Origin of the sequence: Clostridium sp. LS, assembly GCF_002760435.1 — a bacterium.
Taxonomy (GTDB): domain Bacteria; phylum Bacillota; class Clostridia; order Clostridiales; family Clostridiaceae; genus Clostridium.
The window spans coordinates 75,224-96,049 of the sequence record NZ_AUUU01000006.1; the positions used below are offsets into that span (position 1 = coordinate 75,224).

The 20,826-nt window shown below is 30.0% G+C and carries 19 protein-coding genes; 6 read left to right on the top strand and 13 right to left on the bottom strand.

Features of this window, described 5'->3' with window-relative positions; translation table 11 throughout:
* Positions 1 to 112: 112 nt before the first annotated feature.
* From purC to COL3_RS01350, 3 genes are all read right to left on the bottom strand, one after another.
* On the bottom strand, positions 113 to 820 hold the full coding sequence (gene purC, locus COL3_RS01340; RefSeq protein ID WP_008425032.1) for a phosphoribosylaminoimidazolesuccinocarboxamide synthase: 708 nt from the start codon (positions 818 to 820) through the stop codon (positions 113 to 115).
* Positions 820 to 1,299 (bottom strand): 5-(carboxyamino)imidazole ribonucleotide mutase, encoded by a 480-nt coding sequence (purE, locus tag COL3_RS01345; RefSeq protein WP_008425034.1) that lies wholly within the window; start codon positions 1,297 to 1,299, stop codon positions 820 to 822. The genes purC and purE overlap by 1 nt, the downstream gene beginning before the upstream one ends.
* A 216-nt stretch (positions 1,300 to 1,515) precedes the next feature.
* Positions 1,516 to 5,262: a phosphoribosylformylglycinamidine synthase gene (locus COL3_RS01350; RefSeq protein ID WP_008425036.1), complete on the bottom strand. Its 3,747-nt coding sequence runs from the start codon at positions 5,260 to 5,262 to the stop codon at positions 1,516 to 1,518.
* 261 nt (positions 5,263 to 5,523) lie between these two features.
* Here COL3_RS01350 and COL3_RS01355 point away from each other — a divergent pair, with 261 nt between their 5' ends.
* Positions 5,524 to 5,859: a hypothetical protein gene (locus tag COL3_RS01355; protein ID WP_008425038.1), complete on the top strand. Its 336-nt coding sequence runs from the start codon at positions 5,524 to 5,526 to the stop codon at positions 5,857 to 5,859.
* On the opposite strand, the gene COL3_RS01360 is transcribed toward COL3_RS01355, so the two are convergent.
* Positions 5,825 to 6,199, bottom strand: coding sequence for a hypothetical protein (locus COL3_RS01360; protein ID WP_180277910.1), 375 nt, complete (start codon positions 6,197 to 6,199; stop codon positions 5,825 to 5,827). The two genes, COL3_RS01355 and COL3_RS01360, sit on opposite strands and share 35 nt — an antisense overlap.
* A gap of 123 nt (positions 6,200 to 6,322) precedes the next feature.
* Between COL3_RS01360 and COL3_RS01365 the strand changes: the two genes are divergently transcribed.
* Together COL3_RS01365 and COL3_RS01370 are read left to right on the top strand one after the other, a co-directional pair.
* On the top strand, positions 6,323 to 7,732 hold the full coding sequence (locus tag COL3_RS01365) for a PLP-dependent aminotransferase family protein (RefSeq protein WP_008425042.1): 1,410 nt from the start codon (positions 6,323 to 6,325) through the stop codon (positions 7,730 to 7,732).
* Between the two features lie 121 nt (positions 7,733 to 7,853).
* Positions 7,854 to 9,038 carry a GGDEF domain-containing protein gene (locus COL3_RS01370; protein WP_008425044.1) on the top strand — a complete coding sequence of 395 codons (1,185 nt, stop codon included), beginning with the start codon at positions 7,854 to 7,856 and terminating at the stop codon, positions 9,036 to 9,038.
* Between the two features lie 60 nt (positions 9,039 to 9,098).
* On the opposite strand, the gene COL3_RS01375 is transcribed toward COL3_RS01370, so the two are convergent.
* The 6 genes from COL3_RS01375 to COL3_RS01400 all read right to left on the bottom strand — a co-directional run bounded on the left by COL3_RS01375 (position 9,099) and on the right by COL3_RS01400 (position 13,525).
* Positions 9,099 to 9,266, bottom strand: coding sequence for a zinc-ribbon domain-containing protein (locus COL3_RS01375; RefSeq protein ID WP_008425046.1), 168 nt, complete (start codon positions 9,264 to 9,266; stop codon positions 9,099 to 9,101).
* Between the two features lie 270 nt (positions 9,267 to 9,536).
* Complete coding sequence (locus tag COL3_RS01380; protein ID WP_008425048.1) at positions 9,537 to 10,223, bottom strand: amino acid ABC transporter ATP-binding protein; 687 nt, start codon at positions 10,221 to 10,223, stop codon at positions 9,537 to 9,539.
* Between the two features lie 15 nt (positions 10,224 to 10,238).
* Positions 10,239 to 10,880 carry an amino acid ABC transporter permease gene (locus COL3_RS01385; protein ID WP_008425050.1) on the bottom strand — a complete coding sequence of 214 codons (642 nt, stop codon included), beginning with the start codon at positions 10,878 to 10,880 and terminating at the stop codon, positions 10,239 to 10,241.
* Positions 10,881 to 10,961: 81 nt separating this feature from the next.
* Positions 10,962 to 11,798 carry an amino acid ABC transporter substrate-binding protein gene (locus COL3_RS01390; protein WP_008425052.1) on the bottom strand — a complete coding sequence of 279 codons (837 nt, stop codon included), beginning with the start codon at positions 11,796 to 11,798 and terminating at the stop codon, positions 10,962 to 10,964.
* A gap of 281 nt (positions 11,799 to 12,079) precedes the next feature.
* Positions 12,080 to 12,601 carry a hypothetical protein gene (locus COL3_RS01395; RefSeq protein WP_008425054.1) on the bottom strand — a complete coding sequence of 174 codons (522 nt, stop codon included), beginning with the start codon at positions 12,599 to 12,601 and terminating at the stop codon, positions 12,080 to 12,082.
* Between the two features lie 111 nt (positions 12,602 to 12,712).
* Positions 12,713 to 13,525, bottom strand: coding sequence for an EcsC family protein (locus COL3_RS01400; protein ID WP_008425056.1), 813 nt, complete (start codon positions 13,523 to 13,525; stop codon positions 12,713 to 12,715).
* A 332-nt stretch (positions 13,526 to 13,857) separates the two neighbouring features.
* Between COL3_RS01400 and COL3_RS01405 the strand changes: the two genes are divergently transcribed.
* Positions 13,858 to 15,756, top strand: a complete 1,899-nt coding sequence (locus COL3_RS01405) for an NAD(+) synthase (protein ID WP_008425058.1) — start codon at positions 13,858 to 13,860, stop codon at positions 15,754 to 15,756.
* Between the two features lie 281 nt (positions 15,757 to 16,037).
* On the opposite strand, the gene COL3_RS01410 is transcribed toward COL3_RS01405, so the two are convergent.
* Entirely contained in the window at positions 16,038 to 16,505 is a 468-nt protein-coding gene (locus COL3_RS01410; RefSeq protein ID WP_008425059.1) for an ankyrin repeat domain-containing protein, read from the bottom strand.
* Between the two features lie 345 nt (positions 16,506 to 16,850).
* Here COL3_RS01410 and COL3_RS01415 point away from each other — a divergent pair, with 345 nt between their 5' ends.
* Both COL3_RS01415 and COL3_RS01420 read left to right on the top strand, forming a co-directional pair.
* Positions 16,851 to 17,882, top strand: coding sequence for a branched-chain amino acid aminotransferase (locus tag COL3_RS01415; protein WP_008425061.1), 1,032 nt, complete (start codon positions 16,851 to 16,853; stop codon positions 17,880 to 17,882).
* Positions 17,883 to 18,141: 259 nt separating this feature from the next.
* Positions 18,142 to 18,561 (top strand): hypothetical protein, encoded by a 420-nt coding sequence (locus tag COL3_RS01420; RefSeq protein WP_008425063.1) that lies wholly within the window; start codon positions 18,142 to 18,144, stop codon positions 18,559 to 18,561.
* A gap of 62 nt (positions 18,562 to 18,623) precedes the next feature.
* Here the strand turns inward: COL3_RS01420 and COL3_RS01425 are convergent, their stop codons facing one another.
* Positions 18,624 to 20,330, bottom strand: a complete 1,707-nt coding sequence (locus COL3_RS01425; protein WP_008425065.1) for an ABC transporter ATP-binding protein — start codon at positions 20,328 to 20,330, stop codon at positions 18,624 to 18,626.
* A gap of 148 nt (positions 20,331 to 20,478) precedes the next feature.
* Positions 20,479 to 20,682 carry a hypothetical protein gene (locus COL3_RS28490; protein ID WP_180277908.1) on the bottom strand — a complete coding sequence of 68 codons (204 nt, stop codon included), beginning with the start codon at positions 20,680 to 20,682 and terminating at the stop codon, positions 20,479 to 20,481.
* Positions 20,683 to 20,826: the final 144 nt, after the last annotated feature.

A 20,826-nucleotide genomic window follows, 5' to 3' on the forward strand; every position in this document is an offset into this window, starting at 1 on the left:
AAGGATGAAATCCTCTTGGACTTCTAGATCATATAATTCTCTAAACTTTCCTCCCTCATTGTGCACTTTGTTTTTAATATAAAATTTGTTGTAAGTCTGATCTAAGCAAATATTACTTAGAAATTCTCTTTAATATTTCAACATAAGCATCTTTAACATTGCCTAAATCTCTTCTAAATCTATCTTTATCTAATTTTTCTCCAGTTGTTGCATCCCAGAATCTGCAAGTATCTGGTGAAATTTCATCAGCTAAAACTACTGTTCCGTCAGCTAATCTACCAAATTCAATTTTGAAGTCTATTAGGTTAATATTTTGCTCCTTAAATACTGCTTTTAATACATCATTTATTTTAGCAGTCATATCATAGATTACTTTTAATTCTTCAAAAGTAGTTGCACCAATTCCAACTGCATGGTAATCATTTATTAAAGGATCTCCTAGTGAGTCATCTTTGTATGATAATTCAAATACAGTAGTTTTTAATTGATATCCTTCTTCAAGACCTAATCTCTTAGCCATACTTCCAGCTGCAACATTTCTTACGATTACTTCAAGAGGTACTATTTCAACCTTCTTACATAATTGTTCTCTATCATTTAGTTTTTCTATAAAATGAGTTTTAACTCCTGCTTTTTCTAAAAGTTCAAATATAACTGAAGTTATAGCATTATTCATAATACCCTTATCTTCAATTTGCCCTTTCTTTTCTCCATTAAATGCTGTTGCATCATCTTTGTAATATACAATTACTTCGTCAGCCTTATCTGTTGCATAAATCTTTTTTGCTTTTCCTTCATATAACATTTCTAATTTTTCCATTATAGTTCTACCCCTTCCGCATTTTCCTCAATGAATTTTTTCTTCATATTTAATCTAAATTCTTTTAATTTATTTTTTAATTCATCATTATTAACTGATAACATTTGAACTGCTAACATACCTGCATTATAGCTATTATTAATTCCAACTGTTGCAACTGGAATTGATTTTGGCATTTGCACTATAGAATAAAGAGCATCTACACCTTCAAGTGCAGCTTTTACTGGCACTCCTATTACAGGAAGTATTGTCTTTGATGCTATAACTCCTGGCAGATGTGCCGCAAGTCCAGCCCCTGCAATTATAACTTGACAACCTTGTAACTCAATTTCTGTCAATGTTTCTTCTAATTTTTCTGGTACTCTGTGAGCCGAAAGAACAAATGCTTGATATTCTATTCCAAATTCCTTTAAGGCATTTGCAGCTCCTCTCATTACTTCAGTATCTGATTTACTTCCAAAAAATATTGCTACTTGCATTTTTAAACCTCCAATTTTCAGTTAACATTTTACAATTAACAGTTTACAGTCTAAGGATGACATTCTTTCAGAATGTCTTAAATATTTTTTAATCTCCAAACCTTTTACTGTAATTGTTACTTGTTAACCAATTAAAATATTATTTCTTAATATATAATCTTTTTAGAGAAGCCAGCGGCTTTTCCTCCCTAACTGTTACTTGTTAACTGATAACTGTTAACTGAAATAATTAACTCCTGCTTTGAATATCTTTTGATCAAAGTCTCCTGGAATGTTTCTATATAAATCTGTTCCTATTCTTTCACTATGTGCCATCTTACCTAAAACTCTTCCATCTGGACTTGTAATACCTTCAATTCCGTACATTGATCCATTTGGATTAAATGGCATATTTAAAGACACATTTCCTTCAAAATCAACATATTGAGTTGCAACTTGACCATTTGCAATTAAATCTTTAATCAAGCTTTCAGGTGCTACAAATCTTCCTTCACCATGTGAAATTGCAACTGAATGTATGTCTCCTAGATTAACTTCACTAAACCAAGGTGATTTATTTGAAACTACTTTTGTACTTATAATTGAAGACATATGTCTGTTTATATTATTGTAAGTTAATGTTGCCATATCTTCTTTTATATCTACTATTTCACCGTATGGTACTAAGCCTAATTTAATTAATGCTTGGAAGCCGTTACAAATACCAAGAGCTAGACCATCTCTATTCTTAAGTAATTCCATTACCGAATTGCTTATCTTTTCATTTCTAAGAGCATTGGCAATAAATTTACCTGAACCATCTGGTTCATCCCCTGCCGAGAAACCTCCTGGAATCATAAGAATTTGAGCAGTACTTATTTCTTTTGCTAATCTGTTAATTGATTCATTAAGAGCTTCTTTAGTAATATTTCTAAATACTACTTGAGTAACTTCTGCTCCTTCTTTTTCAAATGCTCTAGCACAGTCATATTCACAGTTGTTTCCTGGGAATACTGGAATTACAACCTTTGGCTTAGCTACTTTAATAGCTGGAGAAAGTTTTGACTTATTATCATATAAAACTGTTTCTAATTTTCCATCTACATCATCAGTCTTAATTTTAAATACTGAACTTAATTTTTCTTCGTAAGTTTTTTCTAAAGCTTCAACACATAGATTTAAGTCATATTCTTTAGAAACTATAGTCGGTTCGCTTATTGTCTTCCCAACCTCTTTATATAAACACTCTTTAAATTCAGCTTCTACATTAACACCATTTTTAACTTCTAATATTATAGTTCCGTAATTAAATGCAAATAATTCATCCTTTGTTAAGTTTTCAATTTCTGCACCAATTCTATTTCCAAGTGTCATCTTAGTAATAGCTTCTGAAACTCCACCATATTTAATAGCAGATGCTGAAATTACTTTTCCAGCTTGAATTAAGTTGTACAGCACTTCTAAATTTTTCTTAAGCTTTTCGATATTTATAGTTCCATCTTCTAGTTTTTCAGTTTGAAGTAAAACTAAGCTAGATCCTGCTTCTTTAAATTCTGGTGATATTATATGTCTAGCTTTTTCAACACCTACCGCAAATGATACTAGTGTTGGAGGTACATCTAAATCTCCAAAGCTTCCTGACATTGAATCTTTACCACCAATTGCTGCTGTTTCAAATGCCATTTGAGCTTCATAAGCACCAAGTAATGCTGCAAATGGTTTACCCCATCTTGAACTTTCGCTGCCTAATCTTTCAAAATATTCTTGGAAAGTTAATCTAGCTTTTCTATAATCTCCACCCATAGCTGCAAGCTTTGTAATACTTTCTATTACTGCGTAATATGCCATATGATATGGACTCCAAGTACCTAATTCTGGATTAAATCCAAATGTCATTAATGTAGCATCTGCGCTTTCTCCATCAAGAACTGGAATTTTAGCTGCCATTCCTTCTGCTGGAGTCTTTGCGTACTTACCACCAAATGGCATAAGTACTGTTCCATGACCTATTGTTGCATCAAATCTTTCTGATAATCCTTGTTGTGATGATACGTTTAATTTCTTTAAGTTATTTATCCATTCTTCTTTAACATTAATATCTGCTACTACATATGGATAATCAGTTGGCGCTTTAACTGTAACCTTTGTTTTTTGAGTAGCCCCGTTTGTATCTAAAAAAGTTCTCTTTAGGTCAACTATGTTCTTACCTCTCCAGAATAATCTAAGCCTATCTGTATCAGTAACATGTGCAACTAAAGTAGCTTCTAAGTTTTCTTCATTTGAAAGCCTTATAAATTCATCTGCATCTTCTTTTGTTACAACTACTGCCATTCTTTCTTGCGATTCTGAAACTGCAAGTTCTGTTCCATCTAATCCTTCATATTTCTTTGGAACTTTATCTAAATCTATATCTAATCCTCTGCAAAGTTCTCCAATTGCAACTGAAACTCCACCTGCGCCGAAGTCATTACATCTCTTAATCATTTTAGCTACTTTTGAATTTCTAAATAATCTTTGAAGCTTTCTTTCTGTTGGTGCATTACCTTTTTGAACTTCTGCTCCACATTCATTTATTGAATCTACAGTATGTTCCTTAGATGAACCTGTAGCTCCACCAACACCGTCTCTTCCTGTTCTACCACCAAGTAAGATAATAACATCGCCTAAAGCCGGCTCTTCTCTTACTACATTTTCTTTAGGTGCTGCTGCAATAACTGCTCCAACTTCCATTCTCTTAGCTGCATAATTTGGATGATATACTTCTTCAACTTGACCTGTTGCAAGACCAATTTGATTTCCATATGAACTATATCCATGAGCTGCCCCGAGTGTTATTTTTCTTTGAGGAAGTTTTCCTTCCATTGTATCTTCAACTGGTACTGTTGGGTCTGCTGCCCCTGTTACTCTCATTGCTTGATATACATAAGTTCTTCCTGAAAGAGGATCTCTTATAGCTCCACCAAGACATGTTGCAGCGCCACCAAAAGGCTCTATTTCTGTTGGATGATTATGGGTTTCATTTTTAAACATTACTAAATAATCTTCCATGCCTTTATCAGTTTCAATTCTTACATTAATTGAACATGCATTTATTTCTTCAGAAATATCTAAATCATCAAGTTTACCTTTTTTTCTAAGTTCCTTCATAGCAATTACTGCCATATCCATTAAAGTTTTGCTTTTTTCTTTATCTCCATAAACAAAATCTCTTGATTTTAAATATGCTTCATAACTTGCTTTTATTGGAGCTGTATATATATTATTTTCAATCTGTACATCTTCTAATATTGTTGAGAATGTTGTATGTCTGCAGTGATCTGACCAATATGTATCTATAACTTTTATTTCTGTTATACTTGGATCTCTATTTTCTTCCTTGAAATAATCTTGAATCATAAGAAGATCATCAATGCTCATGGCTAACCCTTGTTCACTATGGAATTCTTCTAATTGTTCTAAATTTTTATTGATAAATCCATCTAAGATTTGAACATCATTAGGTATGCTTGAAGGTGTTGATAATTCTCTACTATTTATATCTACTTCTCTTGAATCAACTGGATTGATATAATATTTCTTAATTTTTTCAATATCGCTTTGTGAAATGTTTCCTTTTAATACTACTATTCTAGCACATTTAATTTCTACTTTATCTTCTGCTGTTAAAAGTGCTAAACATTCAGAAGCTGAATCTGCTCTTTGGTCATATTGACCTGGTAAGTATTCCACACCAAAAGCCACTTCATCTTTACTTATTGGCAATTCTGACTCATGTACTATATCTACTGTTGCTTCAGAAAAAATTGTGTGCAATGCTTTGTTGTAATATTCTTCTGATATATCTGAAATAATATATTTATTAACAAGTCGCACATTTTCCAACGCAAATATCCCTAAGTTTTCTTTAAAATCATTTAATAAACTTTGGGCTTCTACATTAAATCCTTTTTTCTTTTCAACGAATACGCTTCTAATATCTAACATCTTAATTCCTCCAAAATATTATAAGATTTAGCCGAATCACTACTTCTTTGTAATGGCGAATGTTTTTAAACAACACTCTACTAACTTTCGTATCGATATCTTAAGGTTATCATTTAAGGCGGACGATGTCAACTTATATTCTGTTATTTTTTCATTAAATTTGCTTTTTGACGAATTATATATTGTTTATAGTATTTAATTATTCGTATTTATGTTTTAAGCTATATAACAGAAACTTTGTTTGCATATAACTCCTTCAAAGTGTCAAAAATATACACATATAAAAAAGTGCGAAGCGCAACCAAGAACTTATCGACACTTAGAAGGATTTTAAGCATCGATTATAATAAAATTGAAGATTCAGTATTAAAAAAAGCTATGGAAGTATTTAAAGATGGAGCACCAAAATTTTTTGATTTAGATTTGAAGATAACTGCTCCAGCGGAAACAGAAATAAAAAACATTGATATAAAAACAAATGCAATGGATTACTTATTCTACGCAGATAATAGAGAATATCTACATTTCGAGTTTCAAACCACTAAGAAGAGAGATGATATATCTAGCTTTCTATATTATGATGTGAATTATGCATAACTGGTCTTATAAGTACATTAAACCCCAAGTCTGTGCCTATATATTTTCTTTCATAATTAATTTTAATAGCATGAACTGTTCCTAAGAGTACTGAACATTCAGCAGATATATATCTTCCTGGCCCTATTTTAAATTCAATTTCATTTCCATGGCTTTTAGTCCACTCATATATTATTGTATCAATTTCTCTTCCTAACTCTTTTATAGCTAAAGGTTGTTGTCCCTTTTGCTTTTCATTTGGAATACCAAAGCCTCCACCCATATCAATAAATTCAAGATCTTCAAAATTTTCAGCTATAGCCAGCAAAGCTTTAATACTTTCTAATTTATATCTAAATATACTTTCTTGTGCACTACTTGACTTTAATTATTTCTTATCGTTATTATAAAAAGTTATTGTCATTATATACAGTGGCAGTTATACTTATTTTTATAATGACAGATTCTAAATTTGAGGTGGAAAATGTTAGAAATAGTATTTAATTTAAATAACGATAATAAAGAACCTTTATATATGCAGATTTATAAACATATTAAAGACGAAATCCTATGTGGGAATATACCTTCTGAAAGCAAGCTTCCTTCCATCAGAACTTTATGCAAAGATCTAAAAGTAAGTAAAAATACAGTTGAAGCAGCTTATGAGCAATTAATTGCTGAAGGATATGTAAAGCCAAAAAATAGATCAGGTCTATATGTTGAAAAAATGGAAAGCGGCTTTAGTAACTTGAAAATCATTTCCTCTGACTCATATAAAGAAAATATACCTAAAACCTCCTACCCACAGATAAAATATGATTTTAGCAGCGGACAAATTGATCTATCTTCATTTCCATATACCCAATTCAGAAAAATATTAACCAGATGTGTTGATGAATATTCTAAAGAATTGCTTTTATACGGAGACCACAAGGGTGATTATGGTTTAAGATACGAAATTGCTAAATACATTCACCATTCCAGAGGTGTCAGATGTTCTCCAGAACAAATACTAATTTCTTCAGGAACTCAAGAGTCATTGAATTTGTTATGTTTGATTCTGTTAAATTTACATTCGAATATAGCCTTTGAAAATCCAAGCTATATAGGTGCAAAGGATGTATTTAAAAATTTTAATTTTAATATAAATCCTATTAATTTAAATGAAGACGGAATAGATATTAATGCCTTAAGTAAGAGTAATTCGAAAATCGTATATGTTACTCCATCACACCAATATCCTTATGGAATGGTAATGCCTATATCTAGAAGACTAAAACTTCTCAATTGGGCTAATGAAAATAACGGAATAATAATTGAAGATGATTATGATGGAGAATTTAGATATAAAGGAAAATCAATTCCATCCTTACAAGGTCTTGATGAAACTGGAAGAGTTGTATATTTAGGAAGCTTTTCTAAATCCCTTATGCCTTCTCTAAGAATAAGCTATTTAGTACTTCCACAATTCCTTTTAGATGTATATGAAGAAAAATATAGAACTTATGAACAACCTGTACCTAGGTTAATTCAGAAAACTATTGAACTTTTTATGAAGGAAGGATATTGGGATAAACATTTAAGAAAATCAAAAGTTTTGTATAAGAAAAAACAAGAAATTTTAATAAACTCCATTGCAAAGTACTTTGGAGATAATGTAAATATTATTGGTGCTGATTCTGGTCTTCATATTTTAATACAAATAAACACAACACTAAAAGAAAATGAACTAATAGGTAAAGCTTTAAATGCTGGAATTAAAGTCCATCCAACCCTAGTTAGCTGGGTAAATCCACCTAATGATATACTACCAGTTATTTTCATCGGCTTTGCAGGTATACAAATAGAACATATTCCTGAAGCTATTGAAGCTTTAAGCGAATGCTGGCTTTAAATTACCACAAATTATTTTTATAAAACTCAACGAACTATATTTTGTGGCAAAACTATTACTATAAATAATTATGAAACGAAACATTCTCACTAATACCCATTTTACAAAGGAGAAGCAGATTATGAATGAATTGCATTTTTTTTACAAACAAAATCCTAATCTTAGGAAAGACCAAAAATCTAGTATTATCCAAGATATTTTTATAACTAATTTTGTAAGAATGAAATTACTCCTTGGTATATTTATAATAGTTGAAATTTTATTTATAATCTTTAATGATATACCTTATTTGTTCAACCCTTCTAAAAATATAATATGGAATGATAGTAGATTCTTTATCTTACATTTACTAATTTTATTTGTTTCTATTATTGGACTTATAATGATAAAAATCTCAACTAAAAATAGTCCAGATAAATTAAAAAACACATACAAATTATTAATTCCCGTTTTAACTATTTTGCTTTTAAGCTTAATGGCCATAATCAACGGTTTAGACCAACTTAAACCCGGAAACATAAGCAGCGTTTTTATAGCTAACCTTATTATATTCAGTGCCGTTATAATATTTAGATTCCCCTTAAACTTAGTTGTATACTCAATTCCATTTTTAACTTATTTATATGGATTACTAAAGTTTCAGCACAACACTGAATTATTAATTTCAAACATAATAAATGGATCCATCTTCTTTTTAGCAGTTATTCTAATTTCAACACTAATTTATAATTACCACTATGAAAAAACAGCTAAAAACATACTTTTGGAAGAAACTAATTCTAAGTTAAATTATATGTCCAGTCATGATCCATTAACAGGGCTTTTAAATAGACGAAGTTTTGGAACTCAGGTTTCTGAAAAAATGAAAAGCATTGCTAAAACTGAAGAACTCGCTGGTCTTATCTTAATAGACATTGATTATTATAAATATATAAATGATAAGTTCGGTCATCCTATAGGAGATATTGTACTTAAAGAAGTAAGCAATATCTTAACTGAACATATAAAAGCTACTGATTTAGTTACTCGCTGGGGTGGTGAAGAATTTCTTATATTTCTTTTTCAAACTTCAATTAATGAAGCTTACTCCTTAGCTGAAAATCTTCGGTTGGCAATTGAAAATAAAGTAGTATTAGCTGATGAATGCAAAATACAGGTAACTGCAAGCTTCGGTGTTTCACTATTAAAAGATAATTCTCCAAATTCCTTTGACATTTCATATAAAGCGGCTGATGCCGCTCTTTATAAAGCAAAAAATCAAGGTAGAAATCAAGTTATATTATCTTCAGATATTGAAAAAAAATAATTGGTTTATAAATAATATAAAAGAAAAGGCTATAAGAATATCTTATAGCCTTGTAATTTACTATCTGTCGAAGCTTCTATTGTTTCTTTGTTGCTTTCTAGCTTTTCTACATTCTGGACATCTAACTGGATCGTTATCAAATCCTTTTTCTTTGTAGAATTCTTGTTCTCCAACTGTGAAAACAAATTCCTTTCCACAATCTTTACATACTAAAGTTCTATCTTCCATTATAAAAATCCTCCCTTTTTCCAAAGATTATAACCTGATACCTAGACCCAATCTCTGAAACAGAGGCGAATGTACAGTATTGATTAAATCTTGAATTATCTTACTCTCTTAGAATATCACACTTTATCTTATAATTCAACACAAATCATTATAATAAAATTGTTAAATTTAAACCTTATTAACTTTTAAAATTAAAATTATTACTAGCTAAATTATTAAATTTAATAATTTAATAGCCCTCAATATAACAATTTATTACCTTGCAGAAAATTACTCATTTTCAAATATTAATCCATCCTGAAGCTTTCCTTTATCCATTGACACTATTCTATCCGCTACATTTTTAGCAAAATCCATATCATGAGTTATTATCATCATACTCATTCCCTTAGTACTTAAACTCTTTATTAGATTTGCAACCTCTCCAGTGAGTCCTGGATCTAGTGCTGAAGTTGGTTCATCAAAACACATTATCTTAGGTTCTAAAACTAGTGCTCTTCCAATGGCTACTCTTTGCTTTTGTCCACCAGATAATTCAAATGGATAATTATCTTTCTTTTCTAACAAGTTAAGAAATCCAAGAGTTTCTTCAGCTTTTTTAACTGCTTCATCCTTAGACCACCCCAATACTTTTTGTGGTGCTTCGATTAAATTTTCCAAAACGCTCATATGCGGAAATAGATTAAAGCTTTGAAATACTAATCCTATATCCTTTCTTATCTCCTTAAGTTGCTTTTTATCAACATACTTACCATTCTTACAGAGGTTCTTTCCGTTTATTTCAATGTCACCCTCATCACAATGTTCCAATGCATTTACACATCTAAGTAATGTAGTTTTTCCGCCACCGGAGTGACCTACAACAACTAATATTTCTCCTTTTTTTAATTCAAGATTTATACCCTTTAGAACTTCTGTATTTCCAAATTTCTTTTTTACATTACTAATTTTAAGCATATATTTTCCTCCACATTACTTATAATAGTCATATTTCTTTTCAACTTTCTTCAAAATTTGGCTTAAAAGTGCTATTACTATCAAATACACAGCTCCCACGATTAAAAGGGGAACTAAGGAAACATCTCTATTAGTAGCCATTTTCCCGATCTTCAATAATTCATCCATACCTACTACATAAACTAAAGAAGTATCTTTAACTAAAGTTGTAATTTCATTTGCAACTGGAGGAATAACTCTTTTAAAGGCTTGCGGAAGTATAATCCTAAAAAATATATCTTTAGAGCTTAATCCTAAAACTTGAGCTCCTTCAACTTGTCCATTATCTATTGACATTATCCCTGCTCTAAAAATTTCTCCAAAATAAGCTCCGTAATTTAAGGTAAATGCCAAGATCGCCGCTGGAAATCTGTCGAAGTTAATTCCAATTAAAGGTAATCCAAAAAAGATAACTATAATTTGCAATAATAGAGGAGTACCTCTCATTACAAGAATGTATGCTGCACTTATCTGCCTAATTATTAAAGATTTAGATATCCTCATCACAGCAACTACTATTCCTAGAGGAATAGATAATATCAATGTAAATGCAAATATTTCTAACGTGACTTTAAGCCCCTCTAATACTTGAGGCAAAAGTTCCAAAACATAATTCAAAGTAATTTCCTCCTCTTATTGCTTCATTATTTTATATTCTCATTAAAATAAAATTCTGTTATATTTATATAACTTTTACTGCTACTTAACAACTATATCTTGTCCAAACCATTTTTTTGATATTTCCCCAGCAGTGCCATCTGATTTTACTTCATCTAAAGCTTTATTAAAGGCATCTACAAACTTAGTATCTCCTTTTCTAATTCCAACTCCATATTGTTCATTTCCAAAATTATCACTTAAAATTTTATACTTCTCTTCTCCTCTAGCCTTCATATAATATCTAGCTAATATTTCATCAACAACAATTGCATCCAATCTTTTTGCTTCTAAATCCATTAATGCAGCATTATTATCTTCAAAAGTAACTAATTTTCCACCATCGAACCCTTTTTCTGTATTCCCATCTGCCTGAACTGCATCTACTGCAGTTGAACCAGTTTGCGCTCCAACTTTCTTCCCTGCTAAATCAGCTTTAGTTTTAATATTAGAATCTGCTAATGTAACTATAACTTGAGTATTATTTAAATATGGTTTTGAAAACTCAACTTTTTGTTTTCTTTCATCTGTAATTGAATATCCGTTCCAGATTAAATCTATATTACCATTGTTAAGTTCAGTCTCCTTCATATTCCAATCAATTGCTTGAAACTTTACTTTTTTATTAAGTTTTTTTGCAACTGCATTAGCTAAGTCAACATCAAATCCAACAATTTCTCCACTTTCATTTTTAAATCCCATAGGAACAAATGTATCATCAAAGCCCACTACTAACTCATCCTTATCTGATGTACTAGCTGAAGTTTTTGATTCTGTTGATTTACTTTCAGTATTTCCTTTACACGCTACTAAGCTTGTACCAATAGTCGCTATTATAGCTACTATAGCTAATTTTTTAATCAATTTATTAATTTTCATAAATTATTTCCCCCTGTATTGCTTTTTTCCTTTTATCACTTTACCATACTAAAGCAAAACATTCAAGTACTTTTTTTCGTTTTATAGTTTTATGTATAAAAAATTAAAATAATTATATTATATTGCATAAAGTCTTCATATTAATAAGTTCACCGTAAGAATTTTATTTGCATCTTTCCTAATAATTTAACAAAATAAATTATAAAAACATCATAATAAGCATAAAAATTTTGCCAATGAAATAAATATACAACTTTATTTCATTGGCACACATAAACTATTTATCTTGTTGAAGCTGCTCTATCTAAAGCTCTTTGCAAATTATTCATATGTACTTGAAACTCATCTACTGTATTTGTTACCTGCTTTTCATCTATAGGATTTTTTGCCGTGTCCACCCGATTTTTTGCATCCTCAACATTATCTTTAATTTGATTTAGCTTGTCATTAATATCATCAAACTTATTCTTTATATCTTCACTCTTTCCTTGAAAATCTGCGCTGTTTAGAGCATCAGTAAGCTCGTCCGCTTTATCATTTAATTCTCTCATAGTACGTACTGTATCACTATCAACATCATTACTTTTATCTGATAACTCTTTAGGTGTTGTCTTTAACTTATCCATTAAATCTTTTACCTTTTCTGAATCAAATGCTTCATTTATCTTATCTGATGAAGGTTTTTCATCGGTATTTTCTTTAGTTTCAATTATATAATCATCTTTAATACTGCACCCAATCAAAGAAAAAGAGAGTATTATGCATAGTATCGAAACTGAAATCATTAGCTTTTTCTTTTTCATTATTTTCACCTCAAATAATTTTTTATACTGCTTAGTCTATATTAATATTTTTTTGTTATGATTTCAATTACTATCACTAAATTCATTGCACCAATTTTGTTTTAACAAGTACTATAATTTAGATAATAGTCTCTTTTTATATTTTATACTAGCAACTTCGCTTATATCACTTATAATCTTATAATTAGCTATCCCGCCATAAATACCAACTATGGGGATCCCTTGAATTACTTTTGAGAAAAGTATATTTTCTGATAAATTCCTTGAAGTTATTACTATTATATTTTTAAGTTTTATATTACTTCTAATTCCTCTATCAATATTGTAACCAATCCTATCTATCTCATTTGAATATATAATTCTTTCAGCTGATTTATTTACACTCGCACAGATTATATTCAGAACGAAGGCTTTTTCTTCATCAGATTCGTAGGTATATCCGTAATTTAAGCAGATTTCATATACAGTTCTTAATATCATGCTTATAAACACTGGTATATCTGGCAATCCTATACCTAACGCTCCAAGCACCGCACCTTCTGCTGCTGTGATACCTTTATTAATAATTACACCTTTTCTTACTCTCTTATCAATTCTAGTTAAATTTTTATTATTAATTTTTTTTGATAAAATATATTCATTTATATCCGCTTCACTTTTTAATCTTTCTAAATTATAGGTCCTTTCTATTATTAGTGTACCTTTTTCAAATACATAATAGAATCCTTTTTCAAATGCTTTTTCAAATGTATCAATCATTTTTTCAGGAATCTTTTCTTCAATTTTTTCTTTGATTGGCGAAATTCTTTCTTTTATATATTTGTTTTCTTTTCTATTAAAAAATTTTTCTTCCCTCTTTATTAATTTTTTCATTTGAGAACTCAAAATCTTTGCTTTCTTACTTTCTATTTCATTTATATTCAATTTCTATTTTCCTCCGTTCCAAAAAGCTTATCATTTGTATTATTGTATGTTATTTAATATATTATTTCCATAAAGTTAAGTATTTTAATCAATAACCGACTCTTATTGTTACCAAAATCTTATTATATAGTTCATTAAAAGTCTCTTTAGGTAAATATTATCATAAACTAATTCATTTTGTATCTTTTATTATTCCTCTTTGATTTCATTTTTATGTTAGTATATAATTATTAGGATATACTTCCACTTAAAGTGTTTAATATTTACTGATGAAATTAATATATATTCTAAAATAATAGAACCTCTATCAATGTATTATAAGGAGTGATTATATGGATTTTATAAAAGTTGCAGCTGCCTGCCCAAAAACTAGAGTTGCTGATGTTGAGTATAATGTAGAGAATATTTTAATGTGCATAGACGATGCAGTTAAATCTGAAAGTAAATTTATAGTTTTTCCCGAACTATGTATTACATCTTATACTTGCGGAGATTTGTTTTTACAAGAATACTTAATAAACAAATCATTGAGCAGCATTAGGAATATATTAGATGCAACTAAAAATTTTGATATTTTAATTGCCGTTGGGGCTCCACTTCTATGTAATAGTGCCTTATACAACTGTGCATTCTTACTATTTAAAGGGAGTGTTTTAGGAATCGTTCCAAAATCATATCTTCCAAACTATAGTGAATTTTACGAAAAACGCTGGTTTACTGAAGGAATTTCTGTTGAAAATGAAAAAGTAGACTTACCGTTCCAAAAAGAAGTTCCATTTGGAACAAACCTGATTTTTTCAAGCGGTATTGTAAACTTTGCAATTGAAATTTGTGAAGACTTATGGGTAACTATCCCTCCTAGTTCTTATCTTTCTCTTATGGGAGCTCATATAATTGGGAATCTTTCTGCCTCAAATGAGTTAGTAAGTAAGATGGATTATAGAAAAAGTCTTATTTCAAATCAAAGTGCCAGAACAATTTCCAGCTATATTTATTCTTCTTCTGGCGTTCACGAATCTACTACTGATGTACTATTTAGTGGTCATCTTTTAATAAGTGAAAATGGTTCACTTTTAAAAGAAAATAATAGATTTCAAAGAGAGAATGAAGTAATCTATTCTATAGTCGACGTATTCAAATTGAAGGCTGAAAGAATGAAGAATCTTAGTTTTAAAGATTCTTCAAGGTTTATTAACAAAAAGCCTAACATGATTAAATTTGAATTTGAGAATGCTTCAATTAATAACTTTGATAGATATGTAGATAAACATCCTTTTGTACCTTCTTATGAAAAAGAAAGAGAAATGCGCTGCAAAGAAATATTTAATATTCAAGCTGCAAGCTTAGCAAAGAGATTAGAACACACTAAATCAAAGAAAGCAATAGTTGGTATATCTGGAGGATTAGATTCAACTCTGGCTCTGCTCGTAATAGTAAAAACCTTTGATTTACTTAATCTCGATAAAAGAAATATAGTTACTATTACTATGCCTGGTTTTGGTACAACTGATAGGACATATAATAATGCTATCAGCTTATGCAAGGAATTAGGTACAGATCTTAGGGAAATAAATATTGTTAAAGCTTCCCTACAGCATTTTGAAGATATTGGCCATAACAGCGACATTCACGATGTTACTTATGAAAATGTTCAAGCAAGAGAAAGAACTCAAATATTAATGGATATTGCTAACAAAGAACATGGACTTTTAATTGGCACTGGAGATTTATCAGAACTTGCACTTGGTTGGTGCACTTATAACGGAGATCATATGTCAATGTATTCTGTAAATCCATCAATTCCTAAAACTCTTGTTAGATACTTAGTAGAATATGTTGCACAAAATGAATCTACTAAAATTGTATGTAATACACTTATGGATATACTCGATACTCCTGTTAGTCCGGAGTTATTGCCTAAAGATAAGAATGGTGAAATATCACAAAAAACTGAGGATATTGTGGGTCCTTATGAACTTCATGATTTCTTCCTATATCATTTTATAAAACATGGTTCAACTAAGGAAAGAATATTCTTCTTAGCTAAAGCAGCATTTAAAGATGATTATTCAAAAGAAGAAATAGAAAAGTGGTTAGATAAATTTATGTTTAGGTTCTTCACTCAACAATTTAAAAGAAGTGCCCTTCCTGATGGACCTAAAGTAGGAAGTATTTCTTTAAGTCCTAGAGGTGACTGGCGTATGCCATCAGATGCCACTCCTTGGAAATAGTATTATACTAAAGACATAATCATAGTAAATTAGAAGAAGAACTTTATTAGGAGGCTTCTTCTTTTTTATATCTAAGATCACCTCAATAGAATTATATTTAGTTGAATCTCCCTATAAGAAAAGCAAATTAAAATATCTTATATTAATTCTAGGATATTTTAATTTGCTTTATTTTCAATAATTTCATTTAAAATAAATTGACTTTAAGAACATATGATTATGCCTAAAATAGTCACTTTGTTTCTGTCCAATTAAATAAACTAATATAATTGTTTTCTATTTTATCGAAAAATTTCAATTACTTCATTATGTCCTTGTCTCTTGGCTAAATCGATCGGTGTTATCCCGCCTCCATTTTGCGCATTCTTATTTGCTCCATACTGAAGAAGAATCTTTGCAGATTTATAATGCCCTGTCCATCCTGCCCAATGTAGTGGTGTTTCGTAATTCTCATCTCTTAGTTCAGTGTTCGCACCATTCTTAAGCAAATATTCTACAATATCAACGTTATCATATTCAACTGCCCAATGTAATGGAGCACTTCCTTTGCCACTTTGTATATTCACATCGGCTCCATTTTCAATCAAAATTTTAACCAAATCCAATCTACACTTTGCAACCATACATAATGGTGTTTGTCCTTCTGCATTCTTGGTATTTACATCAGCTCCTAGCTTAATAGCTTCTTTAAAATCGCTTACATTACCTGTTACAGACGCCTCACACAGCATAATATCTTTATCATTCATATCCAAACAATCCTCTCCCACATTTTCACAAACTCACCATAAATTATATAACACACATTAGTTCTAGGTCAAGATTTGAAATCTTTTTACACATATCATTTGTATTTTCCTTTTCACCTTTTCTATAGCGCTCAATAGAATATCATAAAACTTTTCGCCATTAGAAAGCAAAGTAGTCAGTAGCTTATTATATTTCTTTGATAAATTAACAATAACCTTTTGCTTTTTATACTGAATTGTGGAATTTTTTTTTAAGTAGTGCTACAATAGATGTTATTAAGTAAACAATGGCAATAGGCATAAATATTTTTAGCCAAAGCCTGTATAGATATGGAGGAATGGAAAATGGGGAAAAAAGCTGATATAGACTGGGGTAAATTAGGATTCGAATATATAAAAACGGATTTTCGTTATATTTCAGTTTGGAAAGATGGAAAATGGGATGAGGGACGACTTACTAAAGATAATATGCTTACTATAAGCGAAGCTTCTACTGTTATTCATTATGGCCAAAGTTGTTTTGAAGGACTTAAGGCATATACAACAAAGGAAGGTAAAATTCAATTGTTCAGACCTGACTTAAATGCAGAGCGTATGAATGAAAGTTGTGATAAACTGCTAATGCCACATGTTCCTAAAGAAAAATTTATTGATGCTGTTATGCAAGTTGTAAAAGCAAACGAAAAATATGTTCCACCTTACGGCAGTGGTGCAACTTTATATATCAGACCATATTTAATGGGTGTTGGACACAATATAGGTGTTAAGCCAGCTCCAGAATATATTTTTGGCGTTTTCTGTATACCTGTTGGTCCTTATTTTAAAGACGGGGTTTCACCATGTAATTACATAGTTCTGGACGAATTTGATAGAGCAGCTCCTCACGGTACTGGAGGCAATAAAGTTGGAGGAAACTATGCAGCGTCATTGCAAGCTCATGCGGTAGCTGCAGAAAAAGGATTTGCTGATTGTATTTACTTAGATCCGGCAACTCACACTAAAATTGAAGAAATAGGTGCTGCAAATTTCTTTGGAATTACTAAGAATGATGAATTTGTCACTCCTAAATCTCCATCAATTTTACCTAGTATAACTAAGCGTTCTCTACTTTACATTGCAGAGCATTATTTAAATATGCCTGTTTATGAGAAGGAAGTTCTCATAGATGAGATAGATCAATTTAAAGAAGCTGGAGCTTGCGGAACAGCTGCAGTAATTACTCCTATTGGAGGAATCCAATACAAAGACAACTTACATGTATTCTTTAGTGAAACTGAAGTAGGACCTATAACTCAAAAATTATATGATATACTTTTAGGAATTCAACTTGGTGATGTTGAAGCTCCTGAAGGCTGGATATATGAAGTAGAAATTTAATTCTTATACATTTAAAATAGTACTTTCTATTATGGTTAAAAATAGAGTAAAATCAGAAATTATAATGATTTTACTCTATTTTTATTATCTTTTCATACCTGTTAACTAATTAAAATGATTTAATAAAAACTCAAATTATTGCTTTATCTGAATTCTTATGGTAAAATTTTACTATAAAATATTAATATACATTACTTTAAAGCTTTCTTAAAAAAATACGATTATATAAATAACAATGCAAATAAAAGGAGGGGTATATATGCCTGATAATAAATTAAGTTCTAGTAGTTACACTGTAAGTAATATATCCAGCACTAATACTGATACTAACATAATAAGAAGGCCTTACGCCAATATACCCCTCTCTCCTGGTAAAAGGCATAATAAATCTAATTCATTTAGAGATACCTTGAATTCAATTGCTTCAAAAAGTTCACATAATTCTAATTCCGAAGACTTCTCTGATTTATTAAGTAATGAATTAAATAACATGGTAAGATTAGAAAGCACAGAAAATTCGAGACTGGTAAAAAGCAGCTTTGGAAATAATGCTTCAAATGAAATAAGCAATTCTAACTTAAATAGAGAGTTTGATGAGGCTGTAATTGAAAATAATGCGGCTTTATTATGTAAGAAAATTAGTTTATTAAATTCACTAAAAAAAGAATCTAATAATTAACAGAAGGATTGATGGCATGTTACTAAGTTGACTGCCATCAATCCTTTTATAATATCGAGCATTTATACAGCAGCCAGTTTATGTAGATTACTGTATTCTCCTTGCTTTTCCATTAACTCTTCATGAGTTCCTTTCTCTAGAATTCCTGTATTACCAAGAACTACGATTTCATCTGCATTTTTAATTGTTGATAATCTATGTGCCACTACTATAGTTGTCCTACCAGCACATAATTTTTCTAATGATTCTTGAATCACACGCTCAGTTGCATTGTCTAAGGCTGATGTTGCTTCATCTAATATTAATATTGGGGGATCCTTCAGAAAAACTCTTGCAATTGAGATTCGCTGCTTTTGCCCTCCAGACAATTTTACGCCTCTTTCACCAATATAAGTATCATATCCAACTGGCAGCGAAGTTACAAATTCATGAATATTAGCCATTTTTGCAGCCCTAAATAACTCCTCTTCACTTGCGTCTGTCTTTCCATATAATATATTCTCTCTTATAGTTCCAGTAAATAAAAAGACCTCTTGCTGAACTATTCCAATATTTTCTCTAAGTGAATTTAATTTTATATCATAGATACTTTTATTATCAATTAATATATCCCCACTTTCAACTTCATAAAATCTAGGAATAAGATTACAAAAAGTTGTCTTGCCTCCCCCAGATGCACCAACTAGAGCTAACATTTGTCCTTTTTTGATTTTAACAGATATATTATCTAGCACTCTTTTCCCCTCGTATCTGAACACAACATTTTTAAATTCAATTTCTCCATCTACATTTTTTAGTTCAATTGCATCATGCTTATCTTTTTCTCTTTCGGCCTCCATAATTTCCATGTATCTTTGAAACCCTGTAATTCCATTCTGAAATTGCTCCATAAAATCAATAAGCTTTTTTATAGGAGTAATAAATATTTTTATATAAAGCATATAAGCTATAAAATCTCCAATATTTATAAGGCCAATAAAAGTAAATATACCACCACCTATTAATCCTACGTAACTTAGGATATCCATGCCGAAGCCTGCTCCTGAAGAATATTCAGCCATTACTTTATACGCTTCTTCTCTTGCTTTAATAAAGTTAGCATTCCCTTCTTCAAACTTTTCTTCTTCAACTTTATGACTAACAAATGCTTTTGATATTTTTATCCCAGAAATACTGTTCTCTAAGTTAGCATTTACTGCACCTGTTTTAACTTTGGTATCTAAAAATGCTTTATTCATTTTCTTTCTTTCATATAATGTAAACCAAACTATTACTGGTATAAATGAAAAAATTAATACTGTAAGCGGAACATTTATAGAGCAAAGTATGGCAAATGATCCAATTAACATAACAATTGAAATAAATAAATCTTCCGGACCATGATGTGCAAGTTCTGAGATATCCATTAAATCATTTATAATTCTAGACATTATATCTCCAGTTTTATTGCTGTCAAAAAAACTATTTGGTAAACGTTGTAGATGTTTAAATATATTTCTCCTCATATCTCCCTGCATTCTAACACCAACAACATGTCCCCAATATTGCATAAAATATCCACATGCAGCTTTTGCAATGAAAATAAATAATAATGTGACTCCAAATACTATAATCATTCTAAAATCTTTATTTGGAATAGAATCATTAACAACATCTCTAGTCATTATAGGATAAACCAAATCACATAACGATGCTATTAAAGCTACTATTAAATCTAAAGCAAATAAAATTTTATATGGTTTATAAAATAGAATAAATTTTTTTACCATTATAAAATCTCCTTTCTTTTTTAATAAATTTCTTAAACTATAGATTTCCTTAATTAGGAATAAAATTTAAAGAGCTTGTATATAATTAATGTATAATACATAATTTTACAATTGTTAGGTGGTGAATAAATATGATCAAAAAGCTTTTTTATGCTATTAACCTAAGCTTAGCCGTACTATTACCTTTATTTTCATTAAATATAATAGTAAGCAAGTATAATCCAAATGATTTTTTTCCATTGATATTTATTTGCTTGGGTTTCTGTGATACATTACTTGGTATTAATTTATTAAATGCAAATAAAAAAGCATTAAGCGTATCTAGCTTTATACTTGCAAGCTTCTTATTCATTTTAGTTGGAAGTAAAGTTTGTATATATAATTAAATTATTATAGTTTGTCCTTATTATTGCTAAGAACAAACTATAATAGTACAACCATATCACAATCAATAAATTTTTCATTTAACATAGTGCTTACGCTGTATTTCATATAA

Bases quoted from the DNA above. Each gene is read 5' to 3' on its own strand.
- purC (WP_008425032.1), bottom strand. From the start codon at position 820: ATGGAAAAATTAGAAATGTTATATGAAGGAAAAGCAAAAAAGATTTAT.
- purE (WP_008425034.1), bottom strand. From the start codon at position 1,299: ATGCAAGTAGCAATATTTTTTGGAAGTAAATCAGATACTGAAGTAATG.
- COL3_RS01350 (WP_008425036.1), bottom strand. From the start codon at position 5,262: ATGTTAGATATTAGAAGCGTATTCGTTGAAAAGAAAAAAGGATTTAAT.
- COL3_RS01365 (WP_008425042.1), top strand. From the start codon at position 6,323: ATGTTAGAAATAGTATTTAATTTAAATAACGATAATAAAGAACCTTTA.
- COL3_RS01370 (WP_008425044.1), top strand. From the start codon at position 7,854: ATGAATGAATTGCATTTTTTTTACAAACAAAATCCTAATCTTAGGAAA.
- COL3_RS01375 (WP_008425046.1), bottom strand. From the start codon at position 9,266: ATGGAAGATAGAACTTTAGTATGTAAAGATTGTGGAAAGGAATTTGTT.
- COL3_RS01380 (WP_008425048.1), bottom strand. From the start codon at position 10,223: ATGCTTAAAATTAGTAATGTAAAAAAGAAATTTGGAAATACAGAAGTT.
- COL3_RS01390 (WP_008425052.1), bottom strand. From the start codon at position 11,798: ATGAAAATTAATAAATTGATTAAAAAATTAGCTATAGTAGCTATAATA.
- COL3_RS01395 (WP_008425054.1), bottom strand. From the start codon at position 12,601: ATGAAAAAGAAAAAGCTAATGATTTCAGTTTCGATACTATGCATAATA.
- COL3_RS01405 (WP_008425058.1), top strand. From the start codon at position 13,858: ATGGATTTTATAAAAGTTGCAGCTGCCTGCCCAAAAACTAGAGTTGCT.
- COL3_RS01410 (WP_008425059.1), bottom strand. From the start codon at position 16,505: ATGAATGATAAAGATATTATGCTGTGTGAGGCGTCTGTAACAGGTAAT.
- COL3_RS01415 (WP_008425061.1), top strand. From the start codon at position 16,851: ATGGGGAAAAAAGCTGATATAGACTGGGGTAAATTAGGATTCGAATAT.
- COL3_RS01420 (WP_008425063.1), top strand. From the start codon at position 18,142: ATGCCTGATAATAAATTAAGTTCTAGTAGTTACACTGTAAGTAATATA.
- COL3_RS01425 (WP_008425065.1), bottom strand. From the start codon at position 20,330: ATGGTAAAAAAATTTATTCTATTTTATAAACCATATAAAATTTTATTT.
- COL3_RS28490 (WP_180277908.1), bottom strand. From the start codon at position 20,682: ATGAATAAGAAGCTTGCAAGTATAAAGCTAGATACGCTTAATGCTTTT.